Raw genomic sequence first — 18,551 nt, 5'->3', positions numbered from 1 at the left:
ATAATGAAATACGAAAGTAGAAATTAGAATGCTTGAAAGAAGAGGGATGAAATACGATGGATGTATGACTTAGGACTAATCCAATCTTTGTACTTAATACTCTGCACTAACAACTAGCAACACTACTGGTTATTGAGCGGAGCCGAAATAACACTTTGTTACAAATTAAACTTTGTACTCTATACTTAATACTCTGTACTAATCCAATTTCTAATTTCGTTTTTCTACTTTTCTATCAACAAACAACTCTACTGGCTATCGCCCAGAGCCGAAATAAAACCCTTTTCACTGATCTCAGTGCCTACTGTTTATCCAAAATCAGTCTGTTAATACGTATTTGATTTTTGCGCTCTTCACCAGGCATAAAGCGTATAGTGAGTGTCTGGCTAAAGTTATTTATTTCCAGATCACAGAGGTATAGTTTCTGCTCATCTACTGTGGTATCTGAATAAAAGTCCACCACATCGCCCACCTGCTTTTGACGTTGCCAAAGTTCTACTTTAGTTCCTCTAGGGCTTTTACCAATGTCTGCATAAAGTTTGTACATCCCATTAGGTATTTCGCTAAGCTCTATACGCATCTGCCCATCTCTTGAAGTAAATGTAGTGTGATCTACAAGCACATTACCAGCAAAGCTATACTTCATCAACTGTGGATATAACATATATGTCTCTGGTATATGCACAACACTCATCTTATTAGTAGGCTGAGTTTGTGTTGATACTATATTCTTATTTGCATAATACAGCGCCACAGAAGTATAGTCTACAGGCATGTTATTATCTTCAGGGCCATGCTCAATAGTATGTTGTATGTCATTTGTGAACGGCATCTTATCAGCTATAAAAAGTCGATATCCACCTGTTCTTGCATAGGGTAAAGAATAATCAAGCGCTCCATAGAGTGGTAAACTGATGCCTCTATCCCATCTATCTAATAATGCATACCAACCACCATTAAAGTAATCTTCACTACCTGTACCATGCACACGCATTTCACCATCTATGATAGTGACATCATCTCCTTCAAAAAAAAGAGTCATCCCGGGATTAAGCCCCTGTGCTTGTAATATTGTACCCACATAATGTCCTCTTCCATTCCCTTCTAATAACACATGTGGCTCTCCCAGAGCGGGATTACTATTCTTATTCCAATATGCATAAAGCTTACCCTCTTTTTTACTTTTGCGTTTATCTGCAGACCAATATATATCGGCAACTATAGGAATATTCTTTTCTCCTGCCCCTAGTTTTCTATAGATCAATTCTACACGCGCTTTATTATCATAAGGCATCGGGTATTTAAAGTAATTCACGTTATCCTTAGTCCCCATAAGTACACTTTGCATAGAGGTCTTGCCAAAGGCATACCCATAAAAATCTGCAATTGGCATATATATGGCTGCCGTAGTTTCGTCATCATAAGTGATTTTAATATCTACCTGCTTTTGTAAACCTTCATAAAGATCAGCGTGAGATAATTGAAATCCCATGATCCTACCACCCTCATAAAAATCTGCAAGTGTTATACTTTGGCCTGGAGCCAAAACCTTTTCTACATGAATCTTTTTATCTGCTTTAATTATCAGTGGCTTATCCCAAGTTTCTACTAATGTCTTAAGTTGATCTTTAATAGTATTAACATCTGAAACATTAAAGTTTTCAACCTCCTGATCATCAGGATAAATAGTATGTTGTATTTGATAAAACTCTAGCTTCTTACCTCTAAGAATGATCTTACATCCATTGTTAAATGGTATAGGAAAATATGAATAATATCCGCCTACCTCATTACCGCAAAGCGGAGCTTCAAATGGAAATACTTTACCGCTAAACAGATCTAAAAAACGAATTGAGTATTGAGGTTTCTGGCTTTCGCCAAAATAAAAATCAAGCGTATCTGTAGTGGGTGTTGGTGTCCAGATCCTATTGATCACACCCTTTCCCTTTGCTTCAAAGATCACCAGACTACTATCTTCAGTTTTTCGTATAAAGGAGTATTTACCACTAAAACCGTCATTATTACCACCCGTTGTGTCATAGGATGACACCTGCAGTAACTTAGTATCATCCACATATTGCGGAAGCTTATCAAATGTACTTAGCTTCTCTAGCTCTGTACTAATATTGATACTCTTACTCTGAGCAAACAGCGCCGTACCCCCTGTGAGTAAAATGGCGAATAAAATAATTGTTCTCAAAACCGATAGATTATTCATAATTATCTAAAGGTAGTTAATTTACCCTAAGCTTTGTTTTATGCTTTTTACCTATTGCAAACAGCCTGATTGGTAAGACTTAGCAATAACCTATACTTTGTACTCTATACTTAATACTCTGTACTAACATCTACTGGTTATTGAGCGGAGTCGAAATAACATGTTGTTATAAATAATCTTTTCTTTTTAAACTTTCTTCTTTTTTCCATTGATGAAAAAAGAAACAAAAAAATCTAGGCTTGTTTTTTATTCCTTGAATTGTGACGGAAACTTTTTATCATTCACGATGGAAACCGTTGCACTAGTCCATCGCTCCTCTGCCCAACGCTAAAAGTCTCCTACAATTACTACGGAATAAAAAAAGGCCGGTAAACTAAGAACCAAAAAGAAAAATTGACTTAAGACTAATTAAGTTCATTGAGCGGAGCCGAAATAACACCTCTTTGTCCTTTGTACTCTGTACTCTGTACTTAATACTCTGTACTAATCCAATTTCGTTTTTCTACTTTCTATTTTCCGTTTATCGAGCAGAACCGAAATATCACTTTGTTACAGATTAAACTTTGTACTAATCCAATTTCTAATTTCTTTTTCCTACTTTCTACTTTCCCAGTTTTCACCCAGAGCCGAAATAAACCACTTTGTACTTTGTACTTAATACTTTGTACTCAGTACTAACATCTAACATCTTATTTCAACTCAAGCTGCTCCACGTCGCTGTTCAGGCCGCCGCGGATGGTTTTAAAAGCCTCTATCATTTCCTGTAGTTTTTCTGTGTTGGCTTGCGCCAAATTATTTTGCTGTCCCTCATCTTCTTTAAGATTATACAAAAGGAACTCATCGCTGTTGCCCAACTCGATATTTACCTGTTTTTCCACTGCAGGACCTTGATACGGTGGAATCATTACCCAATCGCCTTTGCGCAATGCCGTGCGGCCACTTGCTTCTAGTATAAGTTCTGCCCTACCGTCATCGGTCTTGCCCATGATAAGGCCTAGCATGTTCTTACTGTCAGCGCCTGCTTCTTCTTGTCCCACCAAAGCACTGATGGAAGCAAACAAATCCATCTGCGAAATAAGCGCATCGCTCTCCCTAGGCTGTATCTTTCCTTCCCAATACACGGCAAACGGCACACGCGTACCCGCTTCAAACAGACTGTACTTTCCGCCGCGCAAGGGTCCCCAAGGTGTATGGTTTCCTAGTTTTTCTACTGCTTCATCATTGTAGCCATCGTTAAGCACCGGGCCGTTGTCGCTTGAAAAAACAATGAGGGTGTTCTCCAGCAGCCCTTCCGCTTTAAGCGTACTAATAAGCTGCCCCACAGCCCAATCTGCCTCTAGGATTACGTCTCCCCTGGCTCCCATTCCGCTTTTGCCCACAAATTCAGGTGATGGGGTGCGCGGTACGTGGGGTTGTTGTAAGGCGTAATACAAGAAGAACGGTTCGTTTTTATGTGCTTTTACATAGTCTTGCGCATGGGTGAGAAAGTTTTTGGCCATGGTCTCATCCTTCCATTTGGCGCTCTCGCCACCTTTCATAAATCCTATACGCGGTATGCCATTTACAATACTGTTATTATGCCCGTGGTGGTAGGTAAGCTTCAACAGTTCGGGGTTGTTTTTGCCGGTAGGCTCACCCTCAAAATTCTCAGTATAACTTATCTGTATGGGGTCGTTAGGGTCCAGGTTCTCTACCCTGCCATCCTTGATATACACCGTGGGCACGCGGTCTTGCGTCGCCGCCATGATATAACTGTAATCAAACCCCACCTGATTGGGCCCCGGACTGATCTCTTTATTAAAATCTACATTACCATTGCCCAGCCCCAGGTGCCATTTACCCACGACCCCAGTGGCATAGCCTGCCTTTTTAAGCATTTTGGGCACGGTAGCCTGTGCGGTATCAATGAGCAAGGGCGCGGTGCCAGGCAATATCTTAGCATCATCATTACGCCATGGATACTCGCCCGTCAACAGCGCATAGCGGCTGGGCGAACACGTCGCCGAAGTGGCATAACCGTTAACGAACTTCACGCCGCCGTTTACCAGACTATCGATGTTCGGCGTTTGTATTTCGGTGGCGCCATACGAACTCAAATCACCATACCCTAAATCATCAGCATAGATAAAGATGATGTTAGGCTTGGTCTCCTCTGTCACAGGCTCTGTTGCTTTTTGTTCTTTTGGGTTGTCCTTGCATGCACTCATACAAAGTGCGCTCAGGGCGAAAAGGAATACAATAAGATATCTGGATTGCATTGGGTAGATGTTTTAAACGAAGTTACAAGATAAGTAGTTAGAATGGTGAAATGTGAAAGTAGAAATTGAGAAGGGTGCGGGAAGTGGGAAGCGGGAAGAAAGTTAGAACGACGAGGGACGAAGGACGAGCGACGAGCGACGAATAATGAAATACGAAAGTGTAAATTGAGAAGGATGCTGGAAGTGGGAAGCTAGAAGGAAGTTTGAGAGAAGAGCGACGGACGACGTAAGACTTAGGACTAATCTAGTCTTTATACTTTGTACTTTGTACTATATACTTAATACTAACTTTTCAACTTTCCACTTTATCGGTTATTGAGCGGAGTCGAAATAACACGTTGTTATAAATATTCAAATAACCTATTCTTATTAAGCTTTCTTCTTTTTTCCATTGATGAAAAAAGAAACAAAAAAATCTAGGCTTGTTTTTTATTCCTTGAATTGTGACGGAAACTTTTTATCATTCACGATGGAAACCGTTGCACTAGTCCATCGCTCCTCTGCCCAACGCTAAAAGTCTCCTACAATTACTACGGAATAAAAAAAGGCCGGTAAACCAAGAACCAAAAAGAAAGATTGACTTAAGACTTTAGACTTATGACTCTTTGTACTTTGTACTCTGTACTTAATACTCTAAACTAACACCTATCAAATAAAAATTAGGCCACGTACCATAGGAAGTTTAGTTTTGAGCCCCACTAAAAACACCCTAGATGAGCAGAACATTGAGAATATTAAAAAAGGCAACAGTATATACAGTATCCATCGTCTTACTTCTCGCTGTTTTGGGATACGTTTATCTCTACGTATTGCCTAAAGGACCTGAGATTACAGCGACAAGTACGATTAAAGAGGGAGTGGACTCTTTTGTGATGTACGCCTATAAGGATAGTGAGAGGAAATCTATTAAGGTCTGGACCTATAAACCTGAACATTGGCAAGACCAAGACAACATCGTTTTTGTAATGCATGGCGGTGGGCGCAATGCAGATGACTATTTAAACGCATGGGTTGATTTATCTAACGAAAATAACCTGCTGATCATAGCTCCAGAATTTGAGAATAAGTTCTCAAAATATACAACTAACGATTATCAGGAAGGCAACCTCTTTACCTTCTTTGGAACTAAAAACCCAGAAAGTGAACACGCATATACCGTTATTGAAAACATATTTGATCACATCAAGACTGTAAATAATATCACCAACGAGCAGTACGATATTTTTGGGCATTCCGCTGGCGGACAATTTGTACATAGAATGGTCATGTTAAAGCCCGATGCGAGAATAAGAACCGCTATCGCTGCAAATTCTGGATTCTATAGTTTCCCAGACAGCAACCTTGAATATCCGTATGGCATCAAAAACACCTCTGCAGATTTACAGCAAGCCTATAAAAAAAGATTGATCATCCTTTTAGGCGAATTAGATAATGATCCTCGCTTAGGCACTTTTAGAACAACAGCCTTAGCTATGGAACAAGGAGACCATAGATTAGCACGTGGATCCAACTATTATCAAGCAAACCAAGATCTCACCCATCAAAAAAAGTGGCCCTTTAACTGGCAAATAGATACCATAAAAAACGTAGGACACGACTATAAAAAGATGTCCCAAAACGCCATACAATGGCTTAAAGAATAAAGCGTATCGAGCAAAGTCGAGATAAAACCACTTTACAATTAATACGCTCTAAGAACATAGCGACGAGCGACGAGCGATGAATAATGAAATACGAAAGTAGAAATTGAGAAGGGGTGCGGGAAGCGGGAAGAAAGTTTGAACGACGAACGACGTAAAACTTAGTGCTCTTTGTACTTTGTACTCTTTACTTAATACTAACTTTTCCACCTTCCACTTTCCCGGTTATTGAGCGGAGCCGAAATAACATGTTGTTATAAATATTCAAATAATCTATTCTTTTTAAACTTTCTTCTTTTTTCCATTGATGAAAAAAGAAACAAAAAAATCTAGGCTTGTTTTTTATTCCTTGAATTGTGACGGAAACTTTTTATCATTCACGATAGAAACCGTTTCACTAGTCCATCGCTCCTCTGCCCAACGCTAAAAGTCTCCTACAATTACTACGGAATAAAAAAAGGCCGGTAAACTAAGAATCAAAAAGAAAGATTAACTTAAGACTTAGGTCTCTTTGTACTTTGTACTTTGTACTCTGTACTAATCAAATTTCTAATTTCGTTTTTCTACTTTCTATTTTCCCGGTTATCGAGCGGAGTCAAGATAACACCTCTTTGTACTCAATACTCAGTACTCAATACTCAGTACTCAATACTAACATCTAATTTCTAACATCTAATTTCTAACATCCAACACCCAACTCATACACCTCAAGGTTGTGCTAACAAACAGCCACTTACATTTTTATGGTTGTCACCAAAAACCTTTTCAGACGTTTAAAACCCACTCTAAAACAACCTACTGAGTGCCAACAACTTAAATTTACATTTAAAAGAACTTAACTCGATGTTTACTAGCGTTTTGGAAATACCTTGTTAGGGTTTACTTCGACATTTCTTCTAGAATCCTTCGAGAATTGCCCGTATTTACTGGGGTTTACCGAAGGATACTCGAAGGAAACTTGGAGCATTCTCGTAAAACAACCGAAGAAAACAGGAGATTATGAGGAGGGATTAGGGAGAAGAAAACTGAGAAAAAACAGGTTAGCATACAGTAAATCAATACCTTTAAGCACACAAACTCCAATTAAAAACTGAAGATATCTGAGAATTAGAAGGGATAAATAATTATTTTAGTTGGGATATTACAAGTTAGCCACAAGCTGAAAAAATAACGTTCTAAATTAAAATTTTACCTTTGTAGAAAAACTAATGGCTGATAAAGCATTTATAACATCCGAGATTTTAAAGTGGGCAAGAGAATCTGCTAATATCTCTGTGGAAAATGCTGCCAAAAAGGTTTCTGTATCGCCTGATAGATATCTGACTTGGGAGTTTGGAAATGATTTTCCAACAATTCGACAAGCTCAAATCTTGGCAAAAAGTTTTAGAAGACCATTTTCACTTTTCTTTTTACCAGAAATACCAAAAGATTTTCAACCATTACAAGATTATCGAAGAGATGAAGCGCAGAAATTAGATACAGCATCATTATTTATAATTCGTGATGTTCAAGAAAAACAGAATTGGATAAGTGAATTATACGAAGAAATTGGCGAAGACAAACTTCCTTTCGTTGGCAAATATTCTATCAATGATAATCCAGAAATTGTTGCTAGAGATATATTAGACACCTTAAAAATTAGTCCAAGTAATTATCGAAAAACACCAATAAACGAATGGATTGATAAAACAGAAATTGCAGGAATATTTATATCTCGTGCCAGCTATTTGCATTCTCATTTAGTACTAGATAGAGACTTAATTCAAGGTTTTGCGATTGCTGACAAATACGCACCTTTTGTATTTATTAATTCAAAAAATTGGAATGCACCACAACTCTTTACATTAGTCCACGAATTAGCACATATTTGGATAGCTAAATCGGGTATCTCTAATGAAATTGATATTGATTTTACGGATAAACCTAAGTCAAAATTTCATCCAGTAGAATTGTTTTGTAACCAAGTTGCAGCCAATGCACTAATGCCGACGGAATTAATTAGCCAATTGGGAGCAGATACATTCGGTTCAAACGATTTAATTTTCAAACAAGCAAAAGAACTAGGCATAAGTTCTTTTGCGCTATTAGTTCGCGCTTTAAACTTAAATTTAATTTCCCATTCAAAATATAAAATTCTAAAACAAGACGCTCAAGATGAATTTGAGAAATTTTTGGAAAGAGAAAAGATAAAAAAGGAAAAACAAAGAGAAAGAAAAGGTGGTCCAGATGCTTACCTTCTACGCTTAAATAAAAACAGCAAACTATTCACAAGAATTGTAATGGATTCTTTTAATAACGGTTCGTTGTCACCATCAATTGCAAGTAATCTCCTTGACACGCAGATTAATAAATTCCAAAAATTTGAAAAACTGCTAGCCTGATGTTCGAAAATGAAAAAGTAGTTTACTGTATTGATGCCAATATTCTTATTCAAGCTTGGCAAAAATATTATTCCCCAGAAATTTGTCCTTCTTATTGGGAGGTTTTAAACGATTTGGGTAAAAAAGGCGTGATTTTTATTCCCGAATTGGTTTATGAAGAAATAGAGAAAGGTGAGGACAATTTATTTGAATGGTTAAAAAACAGTAATATTCCGATTAGAAAAATTGACGGAGAAGTAACCCACTGTCTGAAAGAAATATATGCATCTAATCAAAGTCATAAATATTTAGTTTCAAGTAACGGAATTCACTCAAAAGCTGACCCTTGGGTAATTGCCCACGCTATTAAAGAAAATGCAATTGTCGTAACAAAGGAAACGAAAGACTATTTTAAGAAACAAACCAAAATTAAAATCCCTCACGTTTGCGATAATATGAATGTTAAGTGGATTGACGATTTTGAATTTATAAAAGATTTAAACATAAAATTCACTTGTAAATCGGAATAAAGCAAGTGGCTAACAAACTATAACAACAATTACGGCTTTGTGTCGTTAGGACACATCCGCACAATCATAAGGGGTTGGTAATTTTAGCCATCTTAGTTTTCAAACAATCCGCAACTTATTTTTATACAAGACCGTTGGTATTGATTTAAATGAACCTCAAACTAAATATATTAACCCTTCTTATTTGTGGATTTTACGGATTCGCACAAAATAATGATGAATTGGATTCTAACTATGACAGCTTGGAATCTAAAGTCTATCTGAAAACAGAAATTCAAGAAAAACCTAAACGAATACTATTCTTTAAAACTCGACTTAAAAAGGTAAAAACTATTGACAGAATCTTGGACGCGGACTCAAATATTGTGCTGGAGAGAATTACCAAATCAATTGGACATGGAGACGTTTGGGAAATTAAGTCTTTTAACCGACTAAAAATTGAGAATAATAAAATAATTGAATACCAATTAACCAATAACCCTGATTACGGCAAAGCTATTTTTTACAACAAATGCGGACTGAAAATTGCAGAGAAAAAATTAGACTCGAATCTTGTAATGGAAAAATTTATGTTGGAATAAAAAACTACTGCCAACACCGTGTCCTATGAAAAGCCCTATTCTAGTACTTAAACGAAAATCATTAACTTTTAATACTTAACTGAGGGTTATAAGACCGCCGGCGCTAATTTTAATGACTCATATAGATAAACATAAATTCTTGAAGCACTTTGCTCGCACAGAATTGGGAACGAAAAAGAAAGTTTTATTAAAAAACGGAACTTCAATAACCATAAAATACAAATCGGAATTTAAATACTTGGTAAAATATTTACCTGGAAACTATACGGATTATTACGCCCCAAACTTCATCTTTAAAACGGAGAAAAATCTAAAAATAATACCGATTCCAAATTTTCGTGCTTTCCTTTTTTTTCCAATTGCTTTAGCTTATTTGTCATTTTATGAAAAAATCAAAATAGAAGATGTTTGGAATTTAACAATTATCATAATTCTATTTGTGATTTTACTCCAAACTATACTTCTTTATCCGAGTATTCGGAATATCAGAAAAAAAGTGAATGAGAGAGAATAAAATACTGTTGCAAAACCATTATAGTTCACTGCTGCAGTAATTCTCACAGTTTATTTGGGCAGCTTTACTATCTTTAGGTCTTACGAAATAGTGATTATTATCAAGACTGGTGGACGTTTCGTTTATCAAAAACATAGTCAAGACCGTTGTACGGAAAAATATAAGCGGAAATTGTAACTATCTGATATTGTAATCGTATTTAAATAAATAGATCAGAATATGAAAAGACTAATACTTCTATTATTTTTAGTTGCAAGCATATCTATGCAAGCCAAAACAAATGAAATCATTGCAAAGGTCGTTTTTGAGAACAAAACAGATCAAAACCTAATTTCTGGAAGATTCTTTGTAGCAGATTTAAATAAAAGCATTGAAGTCAATTCAGAAAATGATTTTGAAATCACACTCCCAGAAAAAGGAAAATATCAATTTAGTTTTTATTCAGAGGGTTTTGATAGCTACACCTATTATCCAGCAAAGATCACTGCTAAGGAGAATGTGATAACTATAAGATTACAAGAAAAAGGGAAAGAATTTAATTATTCAAGCAAACGCTTAAAGTATTTAGAAGAAAGATCAGAATTATTACCCAAGAACTTCGAGATCAAAAAATCAGAGGAATACGGAATGAATTTCGTAATTCACAGTTTAAATCCAGAACCTATTAATGCTCATAATTTTCAAGAAAAATATGGCATTGGTATCGTGTTTAAAAATTGTCTTATCGATCCGCTGGCGTATAAAAAAGCTGTAGAGCATAATAAATACATAGTTCAGTATTTGAAAGAAAAGTTTGAAGGAAATACATGGGCAAATGATCTTCCTGTAAAACCATTCGGTGTGAAATAAAATTCTTCATAACACCGCTTCACCGTTATCAAGAATAAAAGTTAAATATACTTTGAGAATCATTCTAGAAGCTTTTATCCCTTTTATTTTTTGGCTGCAGCCAAAAGGTAAAAGAGATTAGATCAAGAACAATAGTGATGAACTAGAAAAACTGATCACTGAAGAGTTTATAAAGAGAAAAACTGTTTAGCCAAACACAGCAATGGCAATCACAGTATTCTTATGAATCAGAAGGTCGTGAAGATATGAGTAAAATGATACAGATGCTTGATACTAAAGAGTATCTAAAAGGGATATCTTATAGAAAGTCAAATAAATAGTAAGTGTCATTTAAAATTATATTCTATATTTAACTCAAAAAGTTATCTTAATTCTCCCCTTATGAGATAGCAAAAAAATTGCAACCTTAATTCCAATAATTATGAAAAAGTATTTGTTACCAGTTATGATATTGCTATTCCTTTCTTGTTCTAATAATGACGAAAGCGCAGATGAAAACGCTGTTGATTGTAGCCTTGTAGACTGCATGGGCGGAGATTCTATAACTATGGCATTTTTGAAAAATGGGGACAACGTTCTTGAGAACGATCCTGATACCGAGTTTTCTATAACACAAAATAACCAGCGCGTAACACAAAGTATAAATACTATTGAGAATAGTGTTATTGTAGCGCTATCCCAAGACGATCCGCTTACGGTTAACATAGATAATAAAGTCTTTAATATTCAACTTTCTTCTACTTTTATTGAGGGTGAATGCTGCAGTGGTATAATGATAAATAGCATTGCTATAGATGGCAGCACAGTTTGCAATGACGGTGAGTGTGATAATATTATAGAGATCAATTTAGATTAAAAAGAGCTAAAAAATAGTAAAATGTAAACCACCGCCCGCCGGTGGTTTTTTTATGTCGAATTCATACACTCCTCATACACTATCCATACTTCATCCATACACCATCCACGCTATAACTATCTAGTTGACCTTTTGCAAAATAGCTTTTAAGACAATTAATTATTTTCTGCTATTTAACCCCGGCTTTGCTGTCCAAGCCATATCTCTTATTTTCGCCGACTGGATTTTGTGGCACGGTATTTTCAACCTGCTTTTTAGATTCAAAAAACTACAAAACCAATTGTATGCTTAAACATTTACACCTCAGCATTATTCTTTGTACGGCACTTTTTTTCGCTTCATGCGAAAAGGACGAAGACATCCCACAAACCGATTTTTCTATAGACACTACCGCAGGATTTGATCTAGAAAGCACTTATGCTAACGGATGGATCAAAAACGCATCTTATCATCTAGGCGATGGTAACGTCACTAAGAGTTTTAGTTATTATGAAAATGGTTTTATAAAAGAAGCTAAGATCTACAATTCTTATCCTGCTTATCATCTCATGATGGAGGTAAGCCGCAGCGAAGACAACAAACCGCAATGGTCCAAATATTACAACGACAACGGCGACCTATGGCTTGAAACCCGTTATGAAAACGGGCAACCTAAAGAAAAGATCATTACAACAGAAGAAGGCACAACCACATACACCTATGCTGATGGAGCGATCTCTATGGCTGAGTTTGTTGCAGCAACTGGCGATCATAAAAGCACAACGCACTACAATGCAGCTACAGAAACACGACAGGTAACCATTGTGAAAAACGGAGAGACGATTCTTGATGAAACCTATCCTTTTATGGAAAAACTGGGTGCTGGTATCAATAACTATACGCATGCGCTGTTAGGTAATCCTTTTGATGCGGTTAAAACTTCGTTTTATAATCTTAATCAAGCATCATTTTTTGGTACAAGTTGGGAGCGTAACGTAGATCCTATTTTAGGTTATCTGATGTATCCCTATCGTTTGTTTGACAAGTCGTACATCCCTACATCTACCTTTGCGTATGAATTTGCGGTGAGTACAGACCTGTACCAGTCGGTTATTGAGCAATATCCTGTAACGGAGGACGAAGTACTTGTGGCCGGAAGTAAAAAGGTAGATGGTTATTATCAAATGCAAGATTCTTGGGAAATACGCGATTCTCTTAGAACGGTTTATGACGCCGACCCTGCATTGTATAAGCAGAAATATGGCAATGAGTATTTACATAAAATAGGTCACGGCAAGCTCTTTTTTGTAATCGGTGCGATCAGAAATATGCCCACAGATCTAGGCGCTCAACAAACCATAAAAACACTTGCCAGAAAAAAGCTTAACGATATTACAAACGGCACAAACGAGTTTACCAGTGAAGATCAGCAAACCTTAGATAAAGTTTGGTTTGAGGTGAAGTTGTTCTCTACTCTTAAGGAACATCAGCAAGGTATCGTGCTTCATAACAATGCAGAATATGCAGATGCGCTTAAAAAGATAAACGATGCCGAGTCCACAGTTATTCAACTTGAGTATCGTGATGTAGAGGCCTTATAAAAACACATCATTTATAGCATACAAAGCCGCCTTATTGAGGTGGCTTTTTTTATTTAATGATCTGTCCCGTCCTGAAATAAGTTGACACAAATTCGACTTATTTATGAAAGACTCAGAAGGAGCTGAGCAGAAACGGACTCAGCGTGATTACAATTTAGGCTTTAAATTAGCGGTTGTATCTCAGGTAGAAAAGGGCGAAATGACTTATAAGCAAGCCCAAAAAGCGTACGGTATTCAAGGAAGGAGTACTGTTTTGGTTTGGTTGCGCAAACACGGTACCTTAGACTGGAGTAAACCAAAGACAAGACTTAGCTGTAATACAATGAAAGAAACACCTGCTCAAAAGATCAAGAGGCTTGAAAAAGAGCTGTCAGATGAGAAGCTTAAGAATAAGATTCTCAACACGATGATCGATATCTCAGATCAGCAATACGGAACTTCTATTCGAAAAAAGTATTTGCCCAATCAATCCAACGAATCCGGCAAGAACACCGACTAAGCCTGTCACGTTGTTGCAGATTGTTTGGGATAAGCAGACAGGCTGTCTATCAAGCAGAAATGCGAGAAAGGACAAGAGCTGATGAACTTGCCTTGATCAAACCGCTGATTTTAAGGGTGCGCCAGCAAATGCCAAGACTAGGTACTCGTAAACTGTATTATTTACTCAACGTTGAGTTTGAAAAGATGAGAGTTAAAATAGGCAGGGACGCCTTATTTGATTATCTCAGGTCAGAATCAATGCTTATAAAACCAAGAAAGAATTACACAAGGACAACAGACTCTCGGCATTGGCTAAAAAAACACCCTAACCTAATGAAAGATGTTACACCCGTAAGACCAGAGCAATACTTTGTAAGCGATATTACTTACATCAAGAGTAGAGAAAGGACACATTATCTTTCCTTGGTGACAGACGCTTTTAGCAGAAAAATAATGGGCTATCATCTAAGTGATGACATGAGTGCAGAAAATGTAGTTAAAGCAATGAAAATGGCTAATAAGAGTAGAACCACATCAAGCGAGGTAATACACCATTCTGACAGAGGCTTGCAGTATTGTTCTTCGTTGTATCAAACTCAATTGAAGCGATCAAATGCGATACCTTCAATGACAGATGGATATGACTGTTATCAAAATGCATTAGCAGAACGAATTAACGGGATATTGAAGGGAGAGTTCTTGATAAACAAATGCAATACAAGCAAAGAACTTAGCCTGCTAGTTCAGCAGTCTATTAAAACTTATAATAATCAAAGACCACATCTAAGCCTTAACTACAAAACACCTAATTTTATACACAACAAAAAATCCCTTGAAGCTAGCTTCAAGGGATTGATTTAAATTATTAAAAACTGTCAACCTATTTTAGGACGACTCAATCTGTGCATCTATACCACTAAACTGTAACACTTTACAAAAGCAAGCATCTTTAAAGCATACTCAATCAAGGGTTTACCTAAAAACGCAGCATGGCATACAGGATCTTATTTATTCTAGGCATTAGTTTCATTCTCACAGGGCAACTCATTTTATCAAATGGCAACGAATATGTTTACAGTCAGCGGCCGGTAGATTTTGCACACTGGTTTTTATTAGTAGGCGTTGTGCTTATGATCCCGCAAGTACTCTCTTTCCCAAAAAAGATCTTTAGCTACATAGGCATCCCACTCACATTAATAGGCATTGTTTGCACCATCGGGATGTGCGTGCTAGACTTTATATTCTGGAGTTTCCCCACTGATGCAATGCGACAGGATTTTGCTAATCACATTACCCAAGTACCCGCCATCTGGAAGGTTTTTGTAACCATCGGGCCAAGTTCTAAAGTTTTTAATCTAGGGTTGCTCATCTTAAGCCTTAATCATTTTAAAACCAAAAAACCAGGCATCCTCCTCCTACTCATCGCCTCGCTGGTCTTATGGCACCTCATCCCACTACCCCACAGATTGATCACCGGGTATGCACTCACGCTTATCGCCTTTATCCTTATCCTGTTTAACATAGATGTTACGCTTTCGCGAAAAGCAAACACACATCCCCGCAACACTTAACTACACAGTGTCTTTCTATAATTTAGTTTAACTTGTACAGCAATAAACTAACCACCCATGATAGGCATTCTCGTAATCCTTGCGATCTCTTGGCTACTGTTGTACTTTATTGAAAAGAAGCACATCACAGCATTGGGATTATTGCCTGTGGGTAAACGGCTCAAACAGTTTGGCATCGGATTTTTGATCACCGCCGTGCTTTGTGTACTCACCCAAATCTTAGAAGCATTTTTAAGAGAAGCCTCGTGGAGGGTTAACGAAGCCATCACACCGCAAGCTGTTTTACAGTCTATCTGGTGGGATCTTAAATCTGTACTTACTGAAGAGCTTCTCTTTCGTGGTGCATTGCTTTATATCCTCATACACAGACTAGGCAGCAAAGCCGCCATTGCGATATCTGCTATTGCTTTTGGGGTTTATCACTGGTTCTCATATGGCATGTTCAGTGTGTCGCTGGGGATGATCGTTGTGTTTTTAGGCACGGGGCTTATGGGCTTTGCATGGGCTTGGGCATTTGCAAAAACCAGATCCATCTTCTTACCGCTAGGTCTTCATCTAGGGTGGAATGTGATCTACAACACCCTCTTCTCAAAAGGTCCTTTAGGCGAAAGTATCCTTAGCCCCACCACTGGCGAAGCATTAACCGGCTGGCCCTCCTTCTTTAATTTTATCACCGGCTTAGTGATCGTTCCCATAATCGTGCTCCTTTATGTGCGGTATGGTATCAAATCACAAACCGCCCAGTAGAACACCAATAGATCAATACCCTTTTTCTCGCTTTCGCGAAAAGAACGCTCATAGCATATATATTATCATATTTCTCTAAAAACTCTCACCACAAATAATATCTATATTTTACGTTCAATAAAATCGAGAAATCCCTTTGGGTATTTTAAGTAAAGCTCGAAAGAAATTAAAACATTAAATTTGTTTTAAGTAAGAATCGCTCAGAATGAAACTAAAATCTATAAAATATACTAATACCCACCAAGAATGGGGTTTTGAAAAAATAAACTTCTTTGACCTTACTCTTCTTGTTGGTGTTTCGGGTGTTGGAAAAACACAAATATTACGTTCTATTCACGCGTTAAAAATGATTGCAACTGGCAGTAATGAAAATGGTGTAAAATGGGAAGTTGAATTCGAAACTTTAAAAGGTAATATTTATCAATGGAAAGGTGAATTTGAAAACCTTAAATCGACTGATGAGTTAACAGACTTATTTGACGCAACTGACAGAGATGCAATAAAGCCAAAGCTTATATTCGAAGAATTATTCTTAAATAAGAAAAAAATTGTAGATAGAAATCAAGAAAAATTTATCTTCAATAATAAGGATATGCCGAAATTGATTTCAACAGAAAGCGCTATAAATATTTTAAAAGAAGAAGATTTAATTGCTGATCTCCACGATAGTTTTAAGCTAATTATTTACCGAGATCACACTCAAAAAGAAGGGGTTAGATATAGTAGATTTAGTATTGAAAAGCTAAAGAAAAAGTACACTACTTTTCAAGAAATAAAAGAAAGTGATTTAGAAACATTTGATAAGCTTGGATTAGTCTATGACTTTGACGAACCCGTATTCCAAGAAATTAAATCCCGATTTATAGATGTTTTCCCGCAAGTTGAAGATATCAAAGTAGAACCAATAAAGGATAATGAATTATCTAATTTTATTTTTGAAGCTACTATAATTCAGATTAAAGAAATTGGTGTTCAGAAATGGATACCTCATAATAGGATGTCATCTGGAATGCTAAGAACGCTTCTGCATATTGCCGAAATGTACCTATGGAATGAAGGAACTCTTATTTTAATAGATGAATTTGAAAATAGTCTTGGTCTAAACTGTATAGATGTTTTGACAGAAGACTTAATATATGACGACAATAACATTCAATTTATAGCTACAAGTCATCATCCTTACATTATAAATAAAATTCCATTTGATTATTGGAAAATTGTAACTAGAAAAGGTGGTACAATTAAGACTTTTGATGCCAAAGAATTTGATATGGGAAAATCTCATCATGATAGATTCATGAGTTTAATAAATCACCCATTTTACAAACAAGGTATCTCATAAATGAATTTGTATTTTATTTTGGAAGGTGAAAAAATCGAAGTCTTATTGTATCCCAAATGGATTGAGATTATACTTCCTAACTATACTCAGGTGGATTTTGAAAAAGACGCCACTGAAAATTCTTATTATATTTTTACAGGTGGTGGCATACCCTCTATATATAATCATACGGTCAATGCTATTAAAAACATAAACGAAAACCCTATTTATGATAAATTAATAATCTGTTTAGATGGAGAAGAAATAGGGGTTGATGCAAGATTGGAAGAAATTCAAAATTATATAAAAGAATCGGGGGAAAAACTTAATGACAATTGCGAGATACATTTTGTAATTCAAAATGTATGTATTGAAACATGGTTTTTAGGAAATCGAAAAATTGTAAAAAAGGTTCCCGAAGGATTAAAATTAAGAGAATTCTTGGAGTTTTATGATGTAACGAATGAAGATCCAGAATTAATGGATAAAATAGATTTATATCGGAATAAGGCTCATTTTCATTACAGCTACTTTAGGGAGATTTTAAAAGAACATAATCTCACCTATAAAAAATCGAAGCCTAACGTAGTTATGGATAAGTCATATTTCTTGCAATTAGAGCAAAGAATCATAGAAACAGAGCATCTTCAATCTTTCAGACAATTACATGCATTATTATACAGTATTGCTGAGGTATAGCTGTGTTTACACACTTCTCCTAATTATTTTCTGTGATATTCTATCAGCGACAGCGCGGGAAGCTTTTCTAGCTTCCAGATTCCATCAGCAACAGCGCGAGAAGCTTTTCTAGCTTCCAGATTCCATCAGCGGCAGTGCGAGAAGCTTTTCTAGCTTCCAGATTCCATCAGCGACAGCGCGAGAAGCTTTTCTGACTCCCAGATTCCGTCAGCGACAGCGCGGGAAGCTTTTCTGGCTTCCAGATTTCATCAGCGACAGCGCGAGAAGCTTTTCTGGCCTCCAGATTCCGTCAGCGACAGTGCGAGAGAACCCTTCCGTCAGCGCTATGCGCTGCCACCTTCCCTTAA

General features: G+C 36.8%; 15 protein-coding genes. 13 read left to right on the top strand and 2 right to left on the bottom strand.

Annotation, left to right across the window (positions count from 1 at the left end; genetic code table 11):
• Window positions 1–301: 301 nt before the first annotated feature.
• Window positions 302–2,200 (bottom strand): glycoside hydrolase family 172 protein, encoded by a 1,899-nt coding sequence (locus tag ACZ5L8_RS02735; protein ID WP_464439594.1) that lies wholly within the window; start codon window positions 2,198–2,200, stop codon window positions 302–304.
• Window positions 2,201–2,907: 707 nt separating this feature from the next.
• Entirely contained in the window at window positions 2,908–4,476 is a 1,569-nt protein-coding gene (locus ACZ5L8_RS02730) for a sulfatase family protein (protein ID WP_464439593.1), read from the bottom strand.
• Window positions 4,477–5,189: 713 nt separating this feature from the next.
• Between ACZ5L8_RS02730 and ACZ5L8_RS02725 the strand changes: the two genes are divergently transcribed.
• The 13 genes from ACZ5L8_RS02725 (at window position 5,190) to ACZ5L8_RS02665 (ending at window position 18,204) form a co-directional block, all read left to right on the top strand.
• The gene (locus tag ACZ5L8_RS02725) at window positions 5,190–6,119 is read left to right on the top strand and encodes a hypothetical protein (protein WP_464439592.1); all 930 of its coding nucleotides are present in this window, start codon (window positions 5,190–5,192) and stop codon (window positions 6,117–6,119) included.
• 1,205 nt (window positions 6,120–7,324) lie between these two features.
• Entirely contained in the window at window positions 7,325–8,497 is a 1,173-nt protein-coding gene (locus ACZ5L8_RS02720) for an ImmA/IrrE family metallo-endopeptidase (protein ID WP_464439591.1), read from the top strand.
• Window positions 8,497–9,006, top strand: a complete 510-nt coding sequence (locus ACZ5L8_RS02715) for a DUF4411 family protein (protein WP_464439590.1) — start codon at window positions 8,497–8,499, stop codon at window positions 9,004–9,006. The genes ACZ5L8_RS02720 and ACZ5L8_RS02715 overlap by 1 nt, the downstream gene beginning before the upstream one ends.
• Before the next feature lie 149 nt (window positions 9,007–9,155).
• Window positions 9,156–9,587: a hypothetical protein gene (locus ACZ5L8_RS02710; RefSeq protein ID WP_464439588.1), complete on the top strand. Its 432-nt coding sequence runs from the start codon at window positions 9,156–9,158 to the stop codon at window positions 9,585–9,587.
• A gap of 139 nt (window positions 9,588–9,726) precedes the next feature.
• Window positions 9,727–10,101 carry a hypothetical protein gene (locus tag ACZ5L8_RS02705; protein ID WP_464439586.1) on the top strand — a complete coding sequence of 125 codons (375 nt, stop codon included), beginning with the start codon at window positions 9,727–9,729 and terminating at the stop codon, window positions 10,099–10,101.
• 219 nt (window positions 10,102–10,320) lie between these two features.
• Window positions 10,321–10,950, top strand: coding sequence for an FEKKY domain-containing protein (locus tag ACZ5L8_RS02700; protein ID WP_464439584.1), 630 nt, complete (start codon window positions 10,321–10,323; stop codon window positions 10,948–10,950).
• 421 nt (window positions 10,951–11,371) lie between these two features.
• A complete protein-coding gene (locus ACZ5L8_RS02695; RefSeq protein ID WP_464439583.1) occupies window positions 11,372–11,806 on the top strand; it encodes a hypothetical protein in 435 nt (144 codons plus the stop codon).
• A 284-nt stretch (window positions 11,807–12,090) separates the two neighbouring features.
• Entirely contained in the window at window positions 12,091–13,386 is a 1,296-nt protein-coding gene (locus tag ACZ5L8_RS02690) for a hypothetical protein (protein WP_464439581.1), read from the top strand.
• A gap of 103 nt (window positions 13,387–13,489) precedes the next feature.
• Window positions 13,490–14,727, top strand: a protein-coding gene (locus ACZ5L8_RS02685; RefSeq protein ID WP_464438539.1) for an IS3 family transposase whose coding sequence is annotated in 2 segments (ribosomal slippage) — window positions 13,490–13,832 and window positions 13,832–14,727 — 1,239 coding nt in all. Because the reading frame shifts where the segments join, the coding sequence is not laid out codon by codon here.
• 128 nt (window positions 14,728–14,855) lie between these two features.
• A complete protein-coding gene (locus tag ACZ5L8_RS02680; protein WP_464439579.1) occupies window positions 14,856–15,437 on the top strand; it encodes a hypothetical protein in 582 nt (193 codons plus the stop codon).
• A 57-nt stretch (window positions 15,438–15,494) separates the two neighbouring features.
• Window positions 15,495–16,184 carry a CPBP family intramembrane glutamic endopeptidase gene (locus ACZ5L8_RS02675; protein WP_464439576.1) on the top strand — a complete coding sequence of 230 codons (690 nt, stop codon included), beginning with the start codon at window positions 15,495–15,497 and terminating at the stop codon, window positions 16,182–16,184.
• Window positions 16,185–16,389: 205 nt separating this feature from the next.
• On the top strand, window positions 16,390–17,526 hold the full coding sequence (locus tag ACZ5L8_RS02670) for an AAA family ATPase (protein WP_464439575.1): 1,137 nt from the start codon (window positions 16,390–16,392) through the stop codon (window positions 17,524–17,526).
• The gene (locus tag ACZ5L8_RS02665) at window positions 17,527–18,204 is read left to right on the top strand and encodes a hypothetical protein (RefSeq protein ID WP_464439574.1); all 678 of its coding nucleotides are present in this window, start codon (window positions 17,527–17,529) and stop codon (window positions 18,202–18,204) included.
• Window positions 18,205–18,551 lie beyond the last annotated feature (347 nt).

Source organism: Leeuwenhoekiella obamensis (genome assembly GCF_055391795.1).
This window is presented reverse-complemented; position numbering and strand designations above follow the sequence as displayed.